Here is a 17,977-nt window from a genome sequence, read left to right on the forward strand (position 1 = left end):
TCAAATGTGGGAGCGAGCCTGCTCGCGAATGCTGACTGACATTCAACATAGATGTTGTCTGACACACCGCTTTCGCGAGCAGGCTCGCTCCCACAATGTTTTCCACCGTTTTCGCTATTTCTTGCGCGCAAGACACGAGGCACAGCATGCAAATCAAACTCGCCAACCCCCGTGGCTTCTGCGCCGGCGTGGACCGGGCGATCGAAATCGTTAACCGTGCCCTGGAAGTCTTCGGGCCGCCGATCTACGTGCGCCATGAAGTGGTGCACAACAAGTTCGTCGTCGAAGACCTGCGCAGTCGTGGCGCGATCTTCGTCGAAGAGTTGGATCAGGTGCCGGATGACGTCATCGTCATTTTCAGTGCTCACGGCGTTTCCCAGGCTGTGCGTACTGAAGCCGCTGGCCGAGGCCTGAAAGTATTCGACGCCACCTGCCCACTGGTTACCAAGGTGCACATCGAAGTGGCGAAATACAGCCGCGACGGTCGTGAGTGCATCCTGATCGGCCACGCCGGTCACCCGGAAGTCGAAGGCACCATGGGCCAGTACGACGGCAGCAATGGCGGCGCGATTTATCTCGTTGAAGACGAGAAAGACGTTGCCGAGTTGCAGGTGCACAATCCGGAAAAACTGGCTTTCGTTACTCAGACCACGCTGTCGATGGACGACACCAGTCGCGTCATCGATGCCTTGCGCACGCGCTTCCCGGCCATCGGCGGTCCGCGCAAGGACGACATTTGCTATGCCACGCAAAACCGTCAGGACGCGGTCAAGCAATTGGCCGACGAGTGTGACGTCGTGCTGGTAGTCGGCAGCCCGAACAGCTCCAACTCCAACCGCTTGCGTGAGCTGGCTGAACGCATGGCCACGCCGGCCTACCTGATCGACGGCGCCGAAGACCTGCAAAAGAGCTGGTTCGACGGTGTCGAGCGTATCGGCATTACCGCTGGTGCTTCGGCACCGGAAGTGTTGGTGCGTGGCGTGATCCAGCAATTGCAGGCTTGGGGCGCCACCGGTGCCGACGAACTGGCCGGGCGTGAAGAGAACATTACCTTCTCGATGCCTAAAGAGCTGCGCGTGCGTTCGATCTGACGCTTTTGGCTTTCTGACACAACGCCTGTTCAGCGCTTTTGCTGCTCAGGCGCACGCGACCGGTCGCTGCCAGCACTATCTGCTGCCGGCTGACCGGTTCGTCAGCCGAACAGATATGTAATGTCCCTGCCTGAAAGGCCCGACCGGGCATCAGTGGTTGTCCCAGACTGCTGAATCTGATGTAACGACTGACCAGCCAGTTGCCGACAACCGGCACCTTCGCCTCGCTCGCGTGCTCTACCAGCAGCGGATTGCTGCTGTCTTTCGGCCCGTTGCCGCTGATATCCAGAATGATCCGCCAGCCTTGGCTCCAGTCGCCATCGATGCCATGAATCACCACGCTCTGATTACGGGTAATGGCCAGTGTTCGCGCGTTGCGGATACCGTCGAGCAGCGACTGCGCGGCCTGATCCCGCAGGTTCGATTCGCGCAGTGCCGCAAATGACGGACTGACCAGCAGCAGAACAATTGCGCCGATCGCCAGTCCCATAAGCAGTTCTACCAGGCTGAAACCTTGTTGCGGCATGCAAACTCCCTCCGTGGAGTGTGATGAGCGGCGCGATCCTTGCGCCGCGCAGGGCAAATCAACCGACATGGGCCGGTTGAATGTTCTAGCGTGTAAAGCAGGTATAGCCGACGGCAACGGAGGGCATCGATGGATCTTCGTACAAAAGGTTTCACGCTGATCGAGTTGCTGGTCGCATTGGCGATATTTGTCATCCTGATTACTTTGGCAATACCGTCGTTTACTCGAACCATACAAAGCAGCAGGGCCGATACCGAAATGGGCGACCTGCGACGTGCGATCAATTACGCCAGGCTCGAAGCCATTGATCGCGGCACCACCCTGCGCCTGCGGCCAAGCGCCGGCGGCAGCGTGTGGACCGGCGAATTGGCGGTCTATGACAGTACTGGCACTTCGGCCAATGTATTGCGGGTTGTTCCAGCGATGAGCAGCGGCGCCACTCTGACGCTAACCTCTGGAGTGACCGCGCTGGATTTCAACAACCTCGGCGGTCTGGCGGTGCCGTCCACAGCGGTGGTCATCAGTTACACGCTGGGAACGCAAAGCAGGACGCTGAACGTGTGTTTGAACGGACGAATACAATTGGGTGGAAGTTGCGGATGAGGGCAGGGAGTCAACATATACAGCAGGGTATGACGCTGATCGAGGTGCTGGTCGCGTTGCTGATTCTGACGGTCGGGCTGCTGGGCGCGGCGGCGGTGCAACTGAATGCGCTGAAGTACACCGACAGTTCGCGGATGACCAGCCAGGCCAGTTTCATCGCCTACGACATGATGGACCGCATCCGCGCCAACTCCGGCGCCGACTACACCATTACGCCTCCGACCTCGGGCAATCTCAGCGTTGCGCGGGATCAGGATCTCTACGATTTCACCACCAATATCATCAATTTCGGCGGGCCGACGGCGACCGGCAGCATCGCGCTCAATCAGCGGGTCTACACCATCACCATCAACTGGAGTGACGCACGGGCAGCCAACACCGCCAGTGCTCAACGCAGTTTTGTGCTGACTAGCCGTGCAGCAGTTGATCCGGTGGCTACGCCATGAAGCGGCGAAACCGTGGATTCGGTCTGATCGAATTACTCATCGCTTTGGCATTGGGGCTGATCGTGGTGCTGGGCGTGGTGCAGATATTCATCGCGGCAAAAAACACCTATGTCAGCCAGAACACTGCCGCGGCGATGCAGGAAGACGCCCGGTTTGTGTTGAGCAAAATGATTCAGGAAATTCGCATGGTCGGGATGTTCGGCTGTCTTGGCACCATCACCGATTCGAGCAGCGCAGGTGATTTCAACGCCTCGCAGGTCACACCGATCAGTTGGGACAATGCCAACCTCAAACTGACGCTGGTCACTGCCGATATTGGCAGCGGCGGCGGCACGCCAACCTGGACAGTGGTTTCCGATTGCCGCAACAGCGCCACGGCGTACACGGGTTTACGAGCGGCGGCGAGCGGGCAGATCGCGTTCCCGATCCGGCGTCTGATCTACAGCTTCAGCAACAATCAGATTCTCATGGGCACCGGCAGCGGCACACCGACCCAGCAGGTGCTGGTGAACAACGTCAGTGCTTTCAACGTCACGTTCGGTCTGGCCAGTTCGGCGACGGATGTGGCGGCCTCGACCTACAGCGCCAACCCCGCCGATCCGGCACGCATTCGCAGCGTGCGGCTGAGCCTGACCCTCAACGATCCGAGCAATCGGGTGCGCAATCAAACCTTCAACGTGGTTGCCGCTTTGCGCAACCGCTTGCAGTGAGGGGCGCGGCGATGAGGATGACTCTCCACACCCGTCAGGCGCAGCGCGGCATGGTCTTGCTGGTCAGTCTGGTATTCCTGTTGTTGCTGACCCTGATTGGTCTGTCGTCGATGCAGAGCGCCAACCTGCAGGAAAAAATGGCCGGCAGCGTGAGTCTGCGTAATCAGTCGTTTCAGACTGCCGAGGCGGCGTTGCGCATTGGCGAAAGTGCGGTGCAACTGGACAGTTATTCGCTGGCTGTGTGCAGCGGTACCACGCAATGCGCGCCGCCGGCGGAGTCGTCGGTGGTCAGCGCGGCGGGGCTCAACTCGACTTCCGGGGTGACCTGGATTGCGGCCGGCAATGGATTCTATGGAGTACAGAACATCGGTACGACTCTCACGGCCGTGAACGTACCGAGCAACACCTCGGCGACGTTGTATCGGGTTACAGCGGTCGGCATCGCCGGCACTTCGCGTAGCGTGGTGGAGAGTGTTTATGCGAAGTATTGAGCGCTGCATGTCACTGTTGATCGGCATGCTGCTGAGCTTTTATCTGGCCGCGCCGGCGTATGCGTTCACGCCTTCCGATTCGCCGCTGTTGAGTGCGGCAGCGGTGCCACCCAACGTCATGCTGCTGATCGACGATTCGGGGAGTATGAACAGCATCATTTATGCGGCCGGCTTCGATCCGACGGCTGATCGCACGCCGGCCCGGCAATGTAACGCCTTGCTGGGCTTGTGCCTGAGTTCGACGACAATCAGCGGTGACACGATCTTTCTGTCGAGCCTGCCGACATCAGGCTGTTCCGGCGGGGCCTATGCGTTCTACAACAACAGCCTGGCGCCGTTGTGTCTGAAACTGCCGGATCCGGTGGGCAGCGGCAACACGCGTTATTCCGGGGACTACATTGCCTATGTAGTCGGGCTGGCCATCAACAATGGCACACGCGATTTCACCACTGGGGCGATTCCCGGCGACTACCGCATCAACGTAGCGCGCAACGTCTCCACAGCTTTGGTCAGCAGCAACCGCACGTTGCGTATCGGCCTGTCGACATTCAATCCGGCCACCAGCAACAATTCCGGCAATGGCGGTTTCATTGCCCGTGCGATCAGCGATTTGTCGCCGGTGTCCGGCAGCGTGACTCAAGCCCAGGCCGACACCAATTACAACGCACTGATTTCTTCCATCAACGGCTTGAGCGCCGTGGCCAACACGCCGTTGGCAGAAACCTATTACGAAATCACTCGCTACATGCGCGGCATGGCGCCGTACTACAACAGCACACCGACCACCTACACCAGCCCGATTCAGTACCGCTGCCAGAAAAACTATGGTGTGGTGATCACCGACGGCTTGCCGACCTTCGACCGTACTTTCCCCACCAATGACCCACTGGGCGGCAGCCGTTTGCCGAACTGGGATGGCGTCAACAATGACGGCATCAATCTCAACGGTGACGGTGAAGGGGACACGCTGTATCTGGATGACATCGCCAAGTTTGCCTTTGACATCGATATGCGTTCGACCGGCACCGACGCCGCGGGCAAGAGCTGGAACGCGGTGGATTTTCCCAAGCAGAACATGAACACCTACACAGTGGGCTTCACCGCCGACAATGACATGCTGTCGGACGCGGCCAGTTACGGACAAGGCAGGTATTACCAGGCGACCGACAGTACCGGGCTCAACGCCGCCTTGTCCTCGGCGCTGAGCGACATCACGTCCAAGGCCGGCTCCGGCGGCGCGGGGGTCACCAGCGGCACCACACTGACCTCCAGCAGCAGTTTTTATCAAACCACTTATGACCCCAGGGATTGGCGCGGCACGATCAAGTCGTTCGGCTTCACCTCGGCCGGGACGGTCAATACCTCGGTGGCGCAGTGGACGACCGATACCACCATCGTGCCAGCCGCCACCGCCGCGACCTTTCAGTCGTGGAACACTCTGAGCAACGCAGCGGTAACCCTGGCCTACGGCAACTTTTCCCCGGCCCAGCAGACCACGCTGAGTCAGGGTTTGCCCACCGGCATCAGCGGCGTTGATCTGGTGGAGTGGAGCAAGGGAACCAACAAGGCCGGGCTGAAAGTGCGCAGTGTGCTGCTCGGCGACATCATCAATTCGCCGCTGGTGCTGGCGTCGCCAGCAGACAAAACCGCCGCCGATCTTTCCGGGGACACCAGCTACAGCACTTACCTGGCCACCAAGGCTGCAAACATGAGCGCCAGTCTGCTGGTCAACGCCAACGACGGTTTCGTCAACGTGATCAATTCGGCGAACGGCACTCGCCGCTACGCCTACATGCCGTCCAGTGTGCTGCCGTCGTTGCGGCTGATTGCCGACACCAACTACGTCAACGGCGTGAGCCACAAGTTTTTGGTCGACGGTCAGGTCGGGGTGTTCGACGCCCAGTCCGGCGCGGCGTGGAAAACCCTGGCCATTGGCGGCACCGGTGCCGGCGGCAAAACCTTCTACGGGCTGCAACTGTTTGATGCGTCTGCGGGCAATGTGATCAAGGCCTTGTGGGAGGTCAGTGCGCCGGCCACCGCCAGTACGGCGAACGCATTCAATGATCTGGGTTACGCCTATGCCCGTCCGGAAGTGGCACGCTTGGCCAATGGTCGCTGGGCGACTTTCATCGCCAATGGTTACGGCAGCAATTCGGGCGTTGCAGCTTTGTATGTACTGGATGCGCTGGACGGTTCGCTGATCAAAAAAATCGTTATCGACAGCACCGAAACCAGCAACGGTTTGTCGTCGGTGAAACTCAAGGTCAACTCTTCGAATGTGGTGCAGGCCGCTTACGGCGGCGACTTGAAAGGGCGGTTATGGAAGTTCGACCTGAGTGCCACTTCTCCCGACAGTTGGGGCGTGGCGTTTTCCGGCAAACCGTTGTTCACCACGGCGGGCGGCGCGGCGCAACCGATCACCGCGCAGCCGTTACTGGCGGATAATGCGCTGGGCGGCAAACAGGTCTTCGTCGGTACCGGCAAGTTCAACGAAACGGCGGACAAGACCAACAAGGATTTGCAGGCGTTTTATTCCGTGTGGGACGCCGATGGTGGTTCTGGTCAGTTGACCGTCAGCAGCTTGCAGCCGCAGGCGATCACGGGATCATTCTCCGGCAGCTCCGGGCAGTTTTTGACCACAACACAGAATGACACGACGTATCCGGCGCAGAAGGGTTGGTATCTTCCGCTGGTGTACAACAACGTGCTGACCGGCGAGCGGGTGATCAATCAGGCGAGTATCGTGCTGGGCCGTGTTGTCTTTACCACGGCGAGTGTTGATACCACTGATCCCTGTGCGAGTTTTGGTACTGGCAAACTGGTCGAACTGGATGCGTTCAGCGGTAAGATGCTCAATTACGCCGTGCTGGACACCAATTCTGACGGTTTGGTCGACAGCAATGACACGATCTCCAGCGGCGTGATATTCACCGGTGGCATTCCGACCCTGAACTTCATCTCCAGCGATGGCAAGCGCAAGGGTACGACCGACACCAGTGGCACCATCACGATCATTGTGGAAAAGGGCGGCGGCGGTAGCCGTCGTATCATGTGGCGACAAATCCAGTAAGCGAGAGTTTGAGGCATGCGTAGATCCAACCGTGGTTTCACCCTGATCGAAATCATGATCGTGATTGCGATCATCGGGATCGTCATCACCATCGCCGCACCGAGCTATACCGAGTACCTGAAAAAAGGCCGTCGCGCCGAAGTGGTGTCGCTGCTCTCGGAACAGGCGCAAACCCTCGAGCGCTTCTACACCAAGAACAATGTCTATACCGGCATCACCGGACTCAGCACGGGCAATGATTTCTACACCATCACCCCGACCATTGCTGACCAGACCTTCCTGCTGACCGCGACCCGCAAGACGGGCACGTCCATGGCCACCGACAAGTGTGGGGATTTCACCCTGACCAACACCGGCGTCCGTAACATGAACAATGCGACTACCGGGCTGACCACCAAGGATTGCTGGGGCCGCTGAGGCGCTTTCTTTCGGGTGCCTTTTGCGCCCACTGTCTTCTTTACGGTTGGATCAAACATGACCAGGCAACAGCAAGTGGTGATTGTCGGTGGCGGGGTAATTGGCCTGCTGACCGCCTACAACCTCGCCTCCGAAGTGCGCAGCGTGGTGCTGCTGGATCGTTCGAACCTCGGTCAGGAATCGTCCTGGGCGGGTGGCGGTATCGTTTCGCCGTTGTATCCGTGGCGCTATAGCCCGGCGGTTACCGCGCTGGCGCATTGGTCGCAGGACTTTTATCCACAGCTCGGCGAGCGTCTGTTTACCGACACCGGGGTCGATCCGGAAGTGCACACCACTGGCCTGTACTGGCTGGATCTGGACGACGAAGGCGAGGCACTGGCTTGGGCCGAGCGAGAAAATCGCCCGCTACGGGCTGTGGATATCTCGGCGGCGCATGATGCGGTGCCAGTGCTCGGCGGCGGGTTCTCCCGAGCGATCTACATGGCGGATGTCGCCAACGTACGCAATCCGCGTCTGGTGAAATCACTGAAAGCGGCACTGCAGGCATTACCGAACGTGACCATTCACGAACAATGCGAAGTCAGCGGGTTTGTCCGCGAGGGTGAGCAGGTTGTTGGCGTCGAGACGTCGAAGGGTGTGATCAAGGGCGATCAGATCGTGCTGACCGCTGGGGCGTGGAGCGGTGATCTGCTCAAAACGCTGGACCTGACACTGCCGGTCGAACCGGTCAAAGGCCAGATGATTCTCTACAAGTGTGCGGCGGATTTTTTGCCGAGCATGGTATTGGCCAAGGGCCGTTATGCGATTCCCCGCCGCGACGGGCATATTCTGATCGGCAGCACGCTGGAGCACGAAGGTTACGACAAGACGCCGACCGATGTCGCGCTGGAAAGTCTCAAGGCTTCAGCGGTGGATCTGCTGCCGGCGCTGGCGAATGCCGAGGTGGTCGGGCACTGGGCGGGGTTGCGTCCGGGTTCGCCGGAAGGAATTCCGTACATTGGCCGGGTGCCGGGGTTTGCGGGGTTGTGGCTGAACTGCGGGCATTACCGCAACGGGCTGGTGCTGGCGCCGGCGTCGTGTCAGTTGTTTGCCGATGTGATGCTCGGCCGCACGCCGATCATTGATCCGGCGCCGTATGCGCCTGAGGGTCGCATTTAAAGCAAGATCAAAAGATCGCAGCCTTCGGTAGCTCCTACATTGGAATGCGTTTCCTGTAGGAGCTGCCGAAGGCTGCGATCTTTTAGGATTTAATCCAGACCGAGTTTTTTCAGTCTGTAGCGCATCGACCTGAACGAAAGACTCAACCGCTGCGCCGCCGCCGTACGATTCCAGCGCGTCTCCTCCAGCGCCTGCAAAATCAGCTTTCGCTCAACGTTCTCCAGATAATCCTCAAGATTATCGATCTGGGTCAGATCGGCAATCCCGCCATCCGCCGCGCAGTTGCCTTCGCTCAGACGTAAATCTTCAGCCTCGATCGTGCGGTTTTCACATAAGGTGTGTGCGCGCTCGAGCACGTTCTCCAGCTCCCGCACATTCCCCGGAAACCGGTAATTCTTCAACGCTTCCAGCGCCTGTGGATGAAGGCGCGCAACGGGCTGAGCACTGTCCCTGGCCAAACGCTTGAGCATATTGGCCGCGAGCACTTCAATGTCATCACGGCGCTCACGCAGCGACGGCACGCGCAGTTCGATCACGTTCAAGCGGTAATAAAGGTCCTGACGAAAGCGTTCGGCCGCGACTTCGGCATCAAGATCCTTGTGCGTGGCGCAAAGAATCCGCACATCGACCACGCTTTCCTGCTGGCCACCGATACTGCGCACGGCTTTTTCCTGGATCGCGCGCAGCAGTTTTACCTGCATCGACAGCGGCAAGTCCGCCACTTCATCGAGGAACAAGGTGCCGCCATTGGCCGCCTGAAACAGTCCGGGTTTATCCTCGACCGCGCCGGTAAAACTGCCTTTGCGATGGCCGAAAAACTCGCTTTCCATCAGCTCCGACGGAATCGCCCCGCAGTTCACCGGCACAAACGGCTGAGTGGCGCGCGGCCCCTGTTCGTGGATCAGCCGTGCCACCAGTTCCTTGCCGCTGCCCGACTCGCCACTGATATATACCGGCGCCTGACTGCGGGCGAGTTTGTCGATTTGCTTGCGCAGATTGCGCATCGGCGGGGAATCGCCGAGCAAGCGTCGATCAATGGAGGTAAAACTGCTTCCAGCCGCCGGCATGCGCAGGGCCGTGGCGACCAGCTCGCGCAAGCGGGTGAGATCCACCGGTTTGGTGAGAAAGTCGAAAGCGCCGGCTTTCAAGGCGTTGATCGCCGTTTCAAGGCTGCCATATGCGGTGATCATCGCTACTGGCAGTTGCGGATAACGTTGCTGAATATGCTGCACCAGTTCCAGCCCCGTGCCGTCGGGCAGGCGCATGTCGGTCAGGCACAAGTCGAAACTCTCGCGGTTCAGTAGCGCTTGGGCTTCAGCCAGATTGCGCGCGCTGTAGGTGTCGAGTTTCATCCGTCCCAGGGTGATTTCCAGGAGTTCGCGGATATCCGGTTCGTCGTCGACGATAAGAATTTTTTGCCGTGGGCTCGTGTTCAACTTTGTTTCCGTCCGTGAGCAAAGGTGATGCGAAAGCAGCCGCCGCCTTGGCGTGATTGAAAGTCTAGGCGCGCTTGGTTGCTTTCGCACAGCTCACGGGACAGATAAAGCCCAAGGCCGGTGCCCTGGCTGCTGGTGGTGAAAAAAGGTTCGAACAGATGTGTCTGTTCATCGGCGGGGACGCCGGGGCCGTTGTCCTGTACTTCGAGGATCGCCAATTGGCTGTCGGGATCGATAAACAGGGCCAGCCAGACTTGCGCCTGATCGTGCAGCAGGGCGCTGTGGCGCCAACCGTTGCGTAACAGATTATCGAGAATCTGCGTGAGCTGATCGGGGTCCATCAGCGTGATGAACTCCCCGGAGTTGATCCGCAGATGAATCTGCTGGTGCTCGCTGGCTTGTTCGCGGCTTTCGGCGACGAAGTTTTCCAGCCACGGCTTGAGGTCCAGCCGTTGCGGCGCGCTCTGCTGGCGGCGGGACAGTTGCAGGACGTTTTCGATGACTCGGTTCATGCGCTGGGAGTGGTCTTGAATGATCTGTGTCAGACGCCGATCGGCGCCGTCGAGTTCCTCGGACTCACCCAATAGCTGCGCAGCATGACTGATGGCACCGAGTGGATTGCGGATTTCATGGGAGATGCCGGCGGTCAGGCGACCGAGCGCGGCGAGCTTCAGTTGCTGAGCCTGCTGGGCGATTTGCGCGAGGTCTTCGAGAAACACCAGTGTTTGCTGGTTCGGGCTTTGTTCCAGAGCGATGAAGCTCGGTTGCAGTTCCAGACCGTTACCGGGGATTTTCAGGCTCTGTGGGCGTAAGGTCGGGTTGTTCATCCACAGTTGCAGGCGGTCGACCAGGGCTGGCGAATAATCGTCGATCAGATGGCCCTGCAAGTGTGACTGCGCGAGCAAGGTCTGGGCGCTGTGATTGGCCAGTTGCACCCGGCGCTCCTCGTCGAGCACCAGAATGCCGGTGCGCATGCGTTGCAGGATCAGCGCATTGAGCGCTTCGAGGCCGACGACTTCGCTGGCGCGTTGTTCGGCCAGCGTTTCACTGACCTCCAGCCGCCGAATCAGTCCCTGCACCAGCAACGAGGCGGCAAAGCACAGGGCGCCGAGCGTGCCGGCTTGCAGGTATTCATTCGCGCTCAGGGGATGATCGAAGCTCAGCAGGACACTCGAGCCGATGATACCCAGCGCGCCGATCGCGGCGATCAACAGGCCGATGCGCCGTCGTAGCAAGGTGTTGCTGATTGCCACCGAGACAATCAGCAAATTGCCCAGCGCGCTGCCAACGCCGCCGGCAGCAAAGAACAAACCGCATAAAAGCAGGACATCGACGAGGGCCAGACTGAACAGTTGCGCCGGCCGTCGTGTGTTCTCGAGGAATACCACCAACAGAATATTGAGAATCAGGTACAGCCAACTGCCGCCGCGCAGCAACCCGTCGTTGGCCGACGTCAGCAGGCGGTTGTCCATGTTGCTGGAGATCAGCAACACCAGGGTGATGCCGACGCTTAAACGGTAGAGATGGTAAAGGCGCAGCAGGCGCTGCGCCTGTTTGCTGTCGGCGTGGTTGGCCTCAGCGATCACTGGCACCCGGGCCTTGCTCAAGGTGAGCCTGGCTGCAATACCACTGTTGTTGCACGCTCAGCGCACGGTCGCGCGGCAGATGCACGCCGCAATGGGCGCAACGCACCATCGGCGCGGCGTCCTGCTCGCGTGATGTGCGATTGGATTGAGAGGACGCGGCAGGGGCCTTGAATTTCCGCCACAGCCAGATGGCGGCGAAAATCACGACGATCCAGAACAATAAACGAAGCATGATGAGCGGCTTTTCGACTGATGATCCGGCAGTTTAGCCAAGGACCTGACAAGCGCACAGCGGATTAAAGCGCAGAAACGAAAAAGGGAGATCCGCAGATCTCCCTTTCTTGTCCATCCGGTGTGATCAGTCGAACACGCCGAAAGTCATGTAGCTGAACCACGAACGGTCAGTGTTGCTCGACTCGGGCTCTGGCTCTTCGATCACGTCACCGTTCTCGTCTTTAGGCTTGAGCTCGTTCGGGATCGCGTCTTTCGCGTCCTGGAACTGCTTCTGCACGTCCTGGTTGGCGCGGGTCTCACCCGGCGGCAGCGGAGGACGCGACTCGATCAGACCCAATGTTGCCTTGCTCAGGAACGAACGGTTGTCGGCTTCGGCAACCCGTGGCACGAACTGGCCGTCTTGCAGGCTCGGGTGATTCGGGTAGTTGAGCTTCAGGGTTTCCAGGCTGGTGTTGGCCAGTTCGTCCAGGTGCAGACGCTGGTAAGCCTCGGTCATCACCGCCAGGCCGTCGCCGACCGATGGGGTTTCCTGGAAGTTTTCCACTACATAGCGGCCACGGTTGGCGGCGGCTACATAGGCCTGACGGGTCAGGTAGTAGTCGGCCACGTGGATTTCGTAGGCGGCCAGCAGGTTGCGCAGATAAATCATGCGCTGCTTGGCGTCTGGCGCGTAGCGGCTGTTCGGGTAGCGGCTGGTCAACTGGGCGAACTCGTTGTACGAGTCGCGCGCGGCGCCCGGGTCACGCTTGGTCATGTCCAGCGGCAGGAAGCGCGCCAGCAGGCCGACGTCCTGGTCGAACGAGGTCAGACCCTTCAGGTAGTACGCGTAATCCACGTTCGGGTGCTGCGGATGCAAACGAATGAAACGCTCGGCGGCGGATTTTGCAGCTTCCGGCTCGGCGTTCTTATAGTTGGCGTAGATCAGCTCCAGCTGTGCCTGATCGGCGTAGCGACCGAACGGATAACGCGACTCCAGAGCCTTCAGCTTGGCTGTGGCGCTGGTGTAGCTATTATTGTCCAGGTCAGTCTGAGCCTGCTGATACAGCTCGGCTTCGCTGAGGTTTTCGTCTACGACTTCCTTCGATGAGCAAGCAGCGGTCAATGCGAGGATGGCGATCAGCAGCAGGTGTTTCACTTGCATGGCGGCTTGCGTCCCTATGACGGCCGCTGTCTTGGGCGGGGCCGTCCTGTTATGATGAGCGCCCCGTTGAAAAGCCTCGGGGCAAAAGACGCCGTATTTAACCACAAGCGCGCAGCCGAAACCAAAAGCTGTGCCGACGCACAGTCAGAGCATGTCCGATAAAATTGAACTTCGCGCAGAGGTGCCGTCCGAATTGGGCGGCCAACGCCTCGATCAAGTCGCTGCCCAACTCTTCGCTGAGCACTCTCGCTCGCGCCTTTCCGCCTGGATCAAAGAAGGTCGCCTGACTGTGGACGGGGCGGTCATCCGCCCTCGCGACATCGTGCATGGCGGTGCCATCCTTGAGCTGACTGCCGAGCAGGAAGCCCAGGGCGAATGGATCGCCCAGGACATCGAACTCGACATCGTCTATGAAGACGACGACATTCTGGTGATCAACAAGCCTGCGGGCCTGGTGGTGCACCCGGCTGCCGGTCACGCCGATGGCACCTTGCTCAACGCTTTGCTGCACCACGTGCCGGACATCATCAATGTCCCGCGCGCCGGTATCGTGCATCGTCTGGACAAGGACACCACCGGTCTGATGGTGGTGGCCAAGACCATTCAGGCGCAGACCAAGCTCGTTACTCAGTTGCAGAGTCGCAGTGTCAGCCGCATCTATGAGTGCATCGTGATTGGTGTCGTGACCGCCGGGGGCAAGATCAACGCCCCGATCGGTCGTCACGGCCAGCAGCGCCAGCGCATGGCGGTGATGGAGGGCGGCAAGCCTGCCGTCAGCCACTATCGCGTGCTGGAGCGTTTCCGTTCCCACACCCACGTGCGGGTGAAACTGGAAACCGGCCGTACGCACCAGATTCGCGTGCACATGTCGCACATCAACTTTCCGTTGGTCGGCGATCCGGCGTACGGCGGTCGTTTCCGCATTCCGCCAGCCGCCAACCCGACGATGGTGGAATCGCTCAAGCATTTCCCGCGTCAGGCCCTGCACGCGCGCTTCCTTGAACTGGATCATCCGACGACCGGTATACGCATGAGCTGGGAATCGCCGCTGCCAGAAGATTTCGTCTGGCTGCTGACCTTGCTCAAGCAGGATCGCGAGGCCTTCATCGGATGAACTGGCTGACGCCGGACTGGCCCGCGCCGGCCAGCGTCAAAGCCTGCGTCACCACCCGCGAGGGCGGTGTCAGCGAGGCGCCGTTCGACAGCCTCAATCTGGGCGATCATGTCGATGATCGTCCTGAGGCTGTTGCCGAGAACCGACGGCGCCTGACCGATCATTTCTCTATACAGCCTGCCTGGTTGCAGCAAGTGCACGGGATTGCCGTGGCGCATGCTGATCCGGGCGTTGTTGCGACCGCAGATGCCAGCTGGACGGCAACGCCGGGGATTGCCTGCGCGGCGATGACGGCGGACTGCTTGCCGGCCTTGTTCTGCGATCGTGCTGGCACTCGCGTGGCGGCGGCTCATGCCGGTTGGCGTGGTCTGGCGGCGGGTGTACTTGAAGCGACGCTCGATAGCCTCGATATTCCGCCCAAGGACGTGCTGGTCTGGCTCGGCCCGGCGATTGGCTCGCAAGCCTTTGAAGTCGGCCCGGAAGTGCGGGAAGTCTTCATCAATCAATTGCCCGCAGCGGCAGAAGCCTTCGTGCCGAGCGACAACGCCGGCAAGTTCATGGCTGACATTTATAAGCTGGCGCGCCTGCGTCTGGCTGAACGTGGTGTTACCGCTGTTTATGGCGGCGGTTTCTGCACCGTGACCGATCCACGCTTCTTCTCTTATCGCCGTGCGTCACGCACCGGTCGCTTTGCCTCCCTTATCTGGCTCACCCGCTAAACTCTCTGATCTGCATCAACCCTCTGACGCTTGAATCTCCCAGAATCGACCGCATCTACAGTGGTATCTGGCAGGTTTCTTTATTCAGGATGGTTTTTAGGTCCGGCCTGCTCAAAAGGAAGGTGACTTATGCGAATAGACCGTTTAACCAGCAAATTACAGTTGGCCTTGTCCGACGCCCAGTCGTTGGCAGTCGGCCACGATCATCCGGCCATCGAGCCGGCGCACTTGATGCAAGCCATGCTTGAACAGCAGGGTGGTTCGATCAAACCTCTGCTGATGCAGGTGGGCTTCGACGTCAACAGCTTGCGCAAAGAGCTGACCAAAGAGCTAGACCAATTACCGAAAATCCAGAATCCGACTGGCGACGTCAACATGTCGCAGGATCTGGCACGCCTGCTCAATCAGGCTGACCGTCTGGCTCAGCAGAAGGGCGATCAGTTCATTTCCAGTGAACTGGTGCTGCTCGCTGCAATGGACGAGAACAGCAAGCTCGGCAAGTTGTTGCTCGGCCAGGGCGTCAGCAAAAAAGCCCTGGAGAACGCGATTACCAACCTGCGTGGCGGCGAAGCGGTGAATGACGCCAACCACGAAGAGTCGCGGCAGGCGCTGGATAAATACACCGTCGACCTGACCAAGCGCGCCGAAGACGGCAAGCTCGATCCGGTGATCGGTCGTGACGATGAAATCCGTCGCACCATTCAGGTTCTGCAACGCCGCACCAAGAACAACCCGGTGCTGATCGGTGAACCCGGCGTGGGTAAAACCGCGATCGCCGAAGGTCTGGCTCAGCGCATCATCAACGGTGAAGTGCCGGACGGCCTTAAAGGCAAGCGTCTGCTCTCGCTGGACATGGGCGCGCTGATTGCTGGTGCCAAGTATCGCGGTGAGTTCGAAGAACGCCTGAAATCGCTGCTCAACGAGCTGTCGAAGCAGGAAGGGCAGATCATTCTGTTCATCGACGAGCTGCACACCATGGTCGGCGCCGGTAAGGGCGAAGGCTCGATGGACGCCGGCAACATGCTCAAGCCAGCACTGGCGCGTGGCGAGTTGCACTGCGTCGGCGCGACCACGCTCAACGAGTATCGCCAATATATAGAGAAGGACGCGGCACTCGAACGACGCTTCCAGAAAGTTCTGGTGGATGAGCCGAGCGAAGAAGACACCATTGCCATCCTGCGTGGCCTTAAAGAGCGTTACGAGGTTCACCACAAGGTGGCGATCACCGACGGCGCGATCATCGCCGCGGCCAAGCTCAGTCATCGCTACATCACTGACCGGCAGTTGCCGGACAAGGCCATCGACCTGATCGACGAGGCCGCGAGCCGCATCCGCATGGAAATCGATTCCAAGCCGGAAGTGCTGGATCGTCTGGAACGTCGCCTGATTCAGTTGAAGGTGGAATCTCAGGCACTGAAGAAAGAAAGTGACGAAGCGGCGATGAAACGTCTGGAGAAACTCCAGGAAGAAATCGTCCGTCTCGAGCGCGAGTATTCCGATCTGGAAGAAATCTGGAACTCGGAGAAAGCCGAGGTACAGGGTTCTGCACAGATTCAGCAGAAGATCGAACAGTCGCGTCAGGAACTGGAAGCCGCGCGTCGTAAAGGCGATCTGAACCGCATGGCCGAGTTGCAGTACGGGGTGATCCCGGATCTGGAGCGCAGCCTGCAAATGGTCGATCAGCACGGCAAGAGCGAGAACCAGTTGCTGCGCAGCAAGGTGACTGAAGAAGAGATCGCCGAAGTCGTGTCGAAGTGGACCGGTATCCCCGTGTCGAAAATGCTCGAAGGCGAGCGCGACAAACTGATGAAGATGGAAAGCCTGTTGCACAAACGGGTCATCGGTCAGGAAGAGGCCGTGGTCGCTGTGGCCAATGCGGTACGCCGTTCCCGCGCCGGGTTGTCCGACCCGAATCGTCCGAGCGGCTCGTTCATGTTCCTCGGCCCGACCGGCGTCGGTAAAACCGAGCTGTGCAAGGCGCTGGCCGAATTTCTCTTTGATACTGAAGAGGCAATGGTGCGGATCGACATGTCCGAGTTCATGGAGAAACATTCCGTGGCGCGGCTGATCGGTGCGCCACCGGGATACGTCGGTTACGAAGAGGGCGGTTACCTGACCGAGGCTGTGCGTCGCAAGCCTTACTCGGTGATCCTGCTGGACGAAGTCGAGAAGGCGCACCCGGATGTGTTCAACATCTTGCTGCAAGTGCTTGAGGATGGTCGTCTGACCGACAGCCATGGCCGCACGGTGGACTTCCGCAATACCGTGATCGTCATGACCTCGAACCTCGGCTCTGTGCAGATTCAGGAGCTGGTCGGTGATCGTGAGGCGCAACGCGCAGCGGTAATGGATGCACTGACGTCGCACTTCCGTCCGGAGTTCATCAACCGGGTCGACGAAGTGGTGATCTTCGAGCCTCTGGCACGGGATCAGATCGCAGGCATTACCGAGATTCAGTTGGGCCGTCTGCGTACGCGTCTGGCTGAGCGCGAGCTGAAGCTGGAACTGAGCCCGGAAGCGATGGACAAGCTGATCGCGGTTGGTTACGACCCGGTGTATGGCGCGCGTCCTTTGAAACGGGCGATCCAGCGCTGGATCGAAAACCCGCTGGCGCAATTGATCCTCTCGGGTCATTTCATGCCAGGCGACACGGCGACCGGGACTGTCGAGAACGACGAAATCGTTTTCAACTAAGCCCGAACACCAATGAAAATTGGCAGGCCCCACCTTGTGGGGCCTTTTTTTTCGTTAGGCTGTTGAACTCAAAGGAAAAGGCTTGTAAAGTGCGCCCCGCAGTCAGTCGCCAAGACGGTCTCAGCTCACTGAGTTGAAATCTGAAATAAGTTGCAAATCATTAACTTGAAAGCAATTTAGGGGGTTGACAGAGGTGTTCTAGGTTGTAGAATAGCGCGCCTCAGACACACGAACGCAGCGATGCGAACGAGTGACTGGAAGCAACAAGTTTCACCGTTGTAAATTGAAATATGTAGTTCCGTGATAGCTCAGTCGGTAGAGCAAATGACTGTTAATCATTGGGTCCCAGGTTCGAGTCCTGGTCACGGAGCCAATTTCAAGCCGGGGTATAGCGCAGTCCGGTAGCGCGCCTGCTTTGGGAGCAGGATGTCAGGAGTTCGAATCCCCTTACCCCGACCATTTTTGGGTCGTTAGCTCAGTTGGTAGAGCAGTTGGCTTTTAACCAATTGGTCGTAGGTTCGAATCCCACACGACCCACCAT

16 protein-coding genes and 3 tRNA genes are annotated in these 17,977 nt (G+C 59.2%); 14 read left to right on the forward strand and 5 right to left on the reverse strand.

Features of this window, described 5'->3' with window-relative positions; genetic code table 11:
- Positions 1 to 146: 146 nt before the first annotated feature.
- Entirely contained in the window at positions 147 to 1,091 is a 945-nt protein-coding gene (ispH, locus tag CQ009_RS20095; RefSeq protein ID WP_034153853.1) for a 4-hydroxy-3-methylbut-2-enyl diphosphate reductase, read from the forward strand.
- Here the strand turns inward: ispH and CQ009_RS20100 are convergent.
- The gene (locus CQ009_RS20100; protein WP_064392418.1) at positions 1,063 to 1,617 is read right to left on the reverse strand and encodes a GspH/FimT family pseudopilin; all 555 of its coding nucleotides are present in this window, start codon (positions 1,615 to 1,617) and stop codon (positions 1,063 to 1,065) included. The genes ispH and CQ009_RS20100 overlap by 29 nt on opposite strands.
- A gap of 129 nt (positions 1,618 to 1,746) precedes the next feature.
- Here CQ009_RS20100 and CQ009_RS20105 point away from each other — a divergent pair, with 129 nt between their 5' ends.
- Genes CQ009_RS20105 through thiO form a run of 7 tightly spaced genes read left to right on the forward strand, consistent with a single transcriptional unit; the run spans position 1,747 to position 8,512 of the window.
- Positions 1,747 to 2,220 (forward strand): GspH/FimT family pseudopilin, encoded by a 474-nt coding sequence (locus tag CQ009_RS20105; protein ID WP_064392419.1) that lies wholly within the window; start codon positions 1,747 to 1,749, stop codon positions 2,218 to 2,220.
- Entirely contained in the window at positions 2,217 to 2,666 is a 450-nt protein-coding gene (pilV, locus tag CQ009_RS20110; protein ID WP_064392422.1) for a type IV pilus modification protein PilV, read from the forward strand. The genes CQ009_RS20105 and pilV overlap by 4 nt, the downstream gene beginning before the upstream one ends.
- Positions 2,663 to 3,376, forward strand: coding sequence for a PilW family protein (locus tag CQ009_RS20115; protein WP_064392424.1), 714 nt, complete (start codon positions 2,663 to 2,665; stop codon positions 3,374 to 3,376). The genes pilV and CQ009_RS20115 overlap by 4 nt, the downstream gene beginning before the upstream one ends.
- Before the next feature lie 11 nt (positions 3,377 to 3,387).
- Positions 3,388 to 3,867 (forward strand): PilX N-terminal domain-containing pilus assembly protein, encoded by a 480-nt coding sequence (locus CQ009_RS20120; protein ID WP_064392426.1) that lies wholly within the window; start codon positions 3,388 to 3,390, stop codon positions 3,865 to 3,867.
- Positions 3,854 to 6,937 (forward strand): pilus assembly protein, encoded by a 3,084-nt coding sequence (locus tag CQ009_RS20125; RefSeq protein ID WP_105708379.1) that lies wholly within the window; start codon positions 3,854 to 3,856, stop codon positions 6,935 to 6,937. Before CQ009_RS20120 ends, CQ009_RS20125 begins: the two co-directional genes overlap by 14 nt.
- 15 nt (positions 6,938 to 6,952) lie before the next feature.
- Positions 6,953 to 7,354, forward strand: a complete 402-nt coding sequence (locus CQ009_RS20130; RefSeq protein ID WP_064392431.1) for a type IV pilin protein — start codon at positions 6,953 to 6,955, stop codon at positions 7,352 to 7,354.
- A 57-nt stretch (positions 7,355 to 7,411) separates the two neighbouring features.
- Positions 7,412 to 8,512, forward strand: a complete 1,101-nt coding sequence (thiO, locus tag CQ009_RS20135; RefSeq protein ID WP_105708381.1) for a glycine oxidase ThiO — start codon at positions 7,412 to 7,414, stop codon at positions 8,510 to 8,512.
- An 89-nt stretch (positions 8,513 to 8,601) separates the two neighbouring features.
- Here thiO and CQ009_RS20140 read toward each other — a convergent pair whose 3' ends face one another.
- The 4 genes from CQ009_RS20140 to CQ009_RS20155 form a co-directional block, all read right to left on the reverse strand.
- Positions 8,602 to 9,948, reverse strand: coding sequence for a sigma-54 dependent transcriptional regulator (locus CQ009_RS20140; RefSeq protein ID WP_064392435.1), 1,347 nt, complete (start codon positions 9,946 to 9,948; stop codon positions 8,602 to 8,604).
- Positions 9,945 to 11,534 carry an ATP-binding protein gene (locus CQ009_RS20145; RefSeq protein ID WP_105708386.1) on the reverse strand — a complete coding sequence of 530 codons (1,590 nt, stop codon included), beginning with the start codon at positions 11,532 to 11,534 and terminating at the stop codon, positions 9,945 to 9,947. Before CQ009_RS20145 ends, CQ009_RS20140 begins: the two co-directional genes overlap by 4 nt.
- Positions 11,524 to 11,766 carry a PP0621 family protein gene (locus CQ009_RS20150; protein ID WP_064392436.1) on the reverse strand — a complete coding sequence of 81 codons (243 nt, stop codon included), beginning with the start codon at positions 11,764 to 11,766 and terminating at the stop codon, positions 11,524 to 11,526. The genes CQ009_RS20145 and CQ009_RS20150 overlap by 11 nt, the downstream gene beginning before the upstream one ends.
- A 126-nt stretch (positions 11,767 to 11,892) precedes the next feature.
- Positions 11,893 to 12,909, reverse strand: coding sequence for an outer membrane protein assembly factor BamD (locus tag CQ009_RS20155; RefSeq protein WP_077574589.1), 1,017 nt, complete (start codon positions 12,907 to 12,909; stop codon positions 11,893 to 11,895).
- Between the two features lie 151 nt (positions 12,910 to 13,060).
- Here CQ009_RS20155 and rluD point away from each other — a divergent pair, with 151 nt between their 5' ends.
- From rluD to CQ009_RS20185, 6 genes are all read left to right on the forward strand, one after another.
- Positions 13,061 to 14,023: a 23S rRNA pseudouridine(1911/1915/1917) synthase RluD gene (gene rluD, locus CQ009_RS20160; RefSeq protein WP_008078515.1), complete on the forward strand. Its 963-nt coding sequence runs from the start codon at positions 13,061 to 13,063 to the stop codon at positions 14,021 to 14,023.
- Positions 14,020 to 14,742: a peptidoglycan editing factor PgeF gene (gene pgeF / locus CQ009_RS20165; protein WP_105708384.1), complete on the forward strand. Its 723-nt coding sequence runs from the start codon at positions 14,020 to 14,022 to the stop codon at positions 14,740 to 14,742. The genes rluD and pgeF overlap by 4 nt, the downstream gene beginning before the upstream one ends.
- Before the next feature lie 129 nt (positions 14,743 to 14,871).
- Positions 14,872 to 17,436, forward strand: coding sequence for an ATP-dependent chaperone ClpB (gene clpB, locus CQ009_RS20170; protein WP_064392441.1), 2,565 nt, complete (start codon positions 14,872 to 14,874; stop codon positions 17,434 to 17,436).
- Between the two features lie 297 nt (positions 17,437 to 17,733).
- Positions 17,734 to 17,809: transfer RNA gene (locus CQ009_RS20175), tRNA-Asn, on the forward strand.
- Between the two features lie 9 nt (positions 17,810 to 17,818).
- Positions 17,819 to 17,895: transfer RNA gene (locus CQ009_RS20180), tRNA-Pro, on the forward strand.
- Between the two features lie 5 nt (positions 17,896 to 17,900).
- Positions 17,901 to 17,976, forward strand: a tRNA-Lys gene (locus tag CQ009_RS20185).
- Position 17,977 lies beyond the last annotated feature (1 nt).

Origin of the sequence: Pseudomonas sp. MYb2 (assembly GCF_002979955.1) — a bacterium.
Lineage (GTDB): Bacteria > Pseudomonadota > Gammaproteobacteria > Pseudomonadales > Pseudomonadaceae > Aquipseudomonas.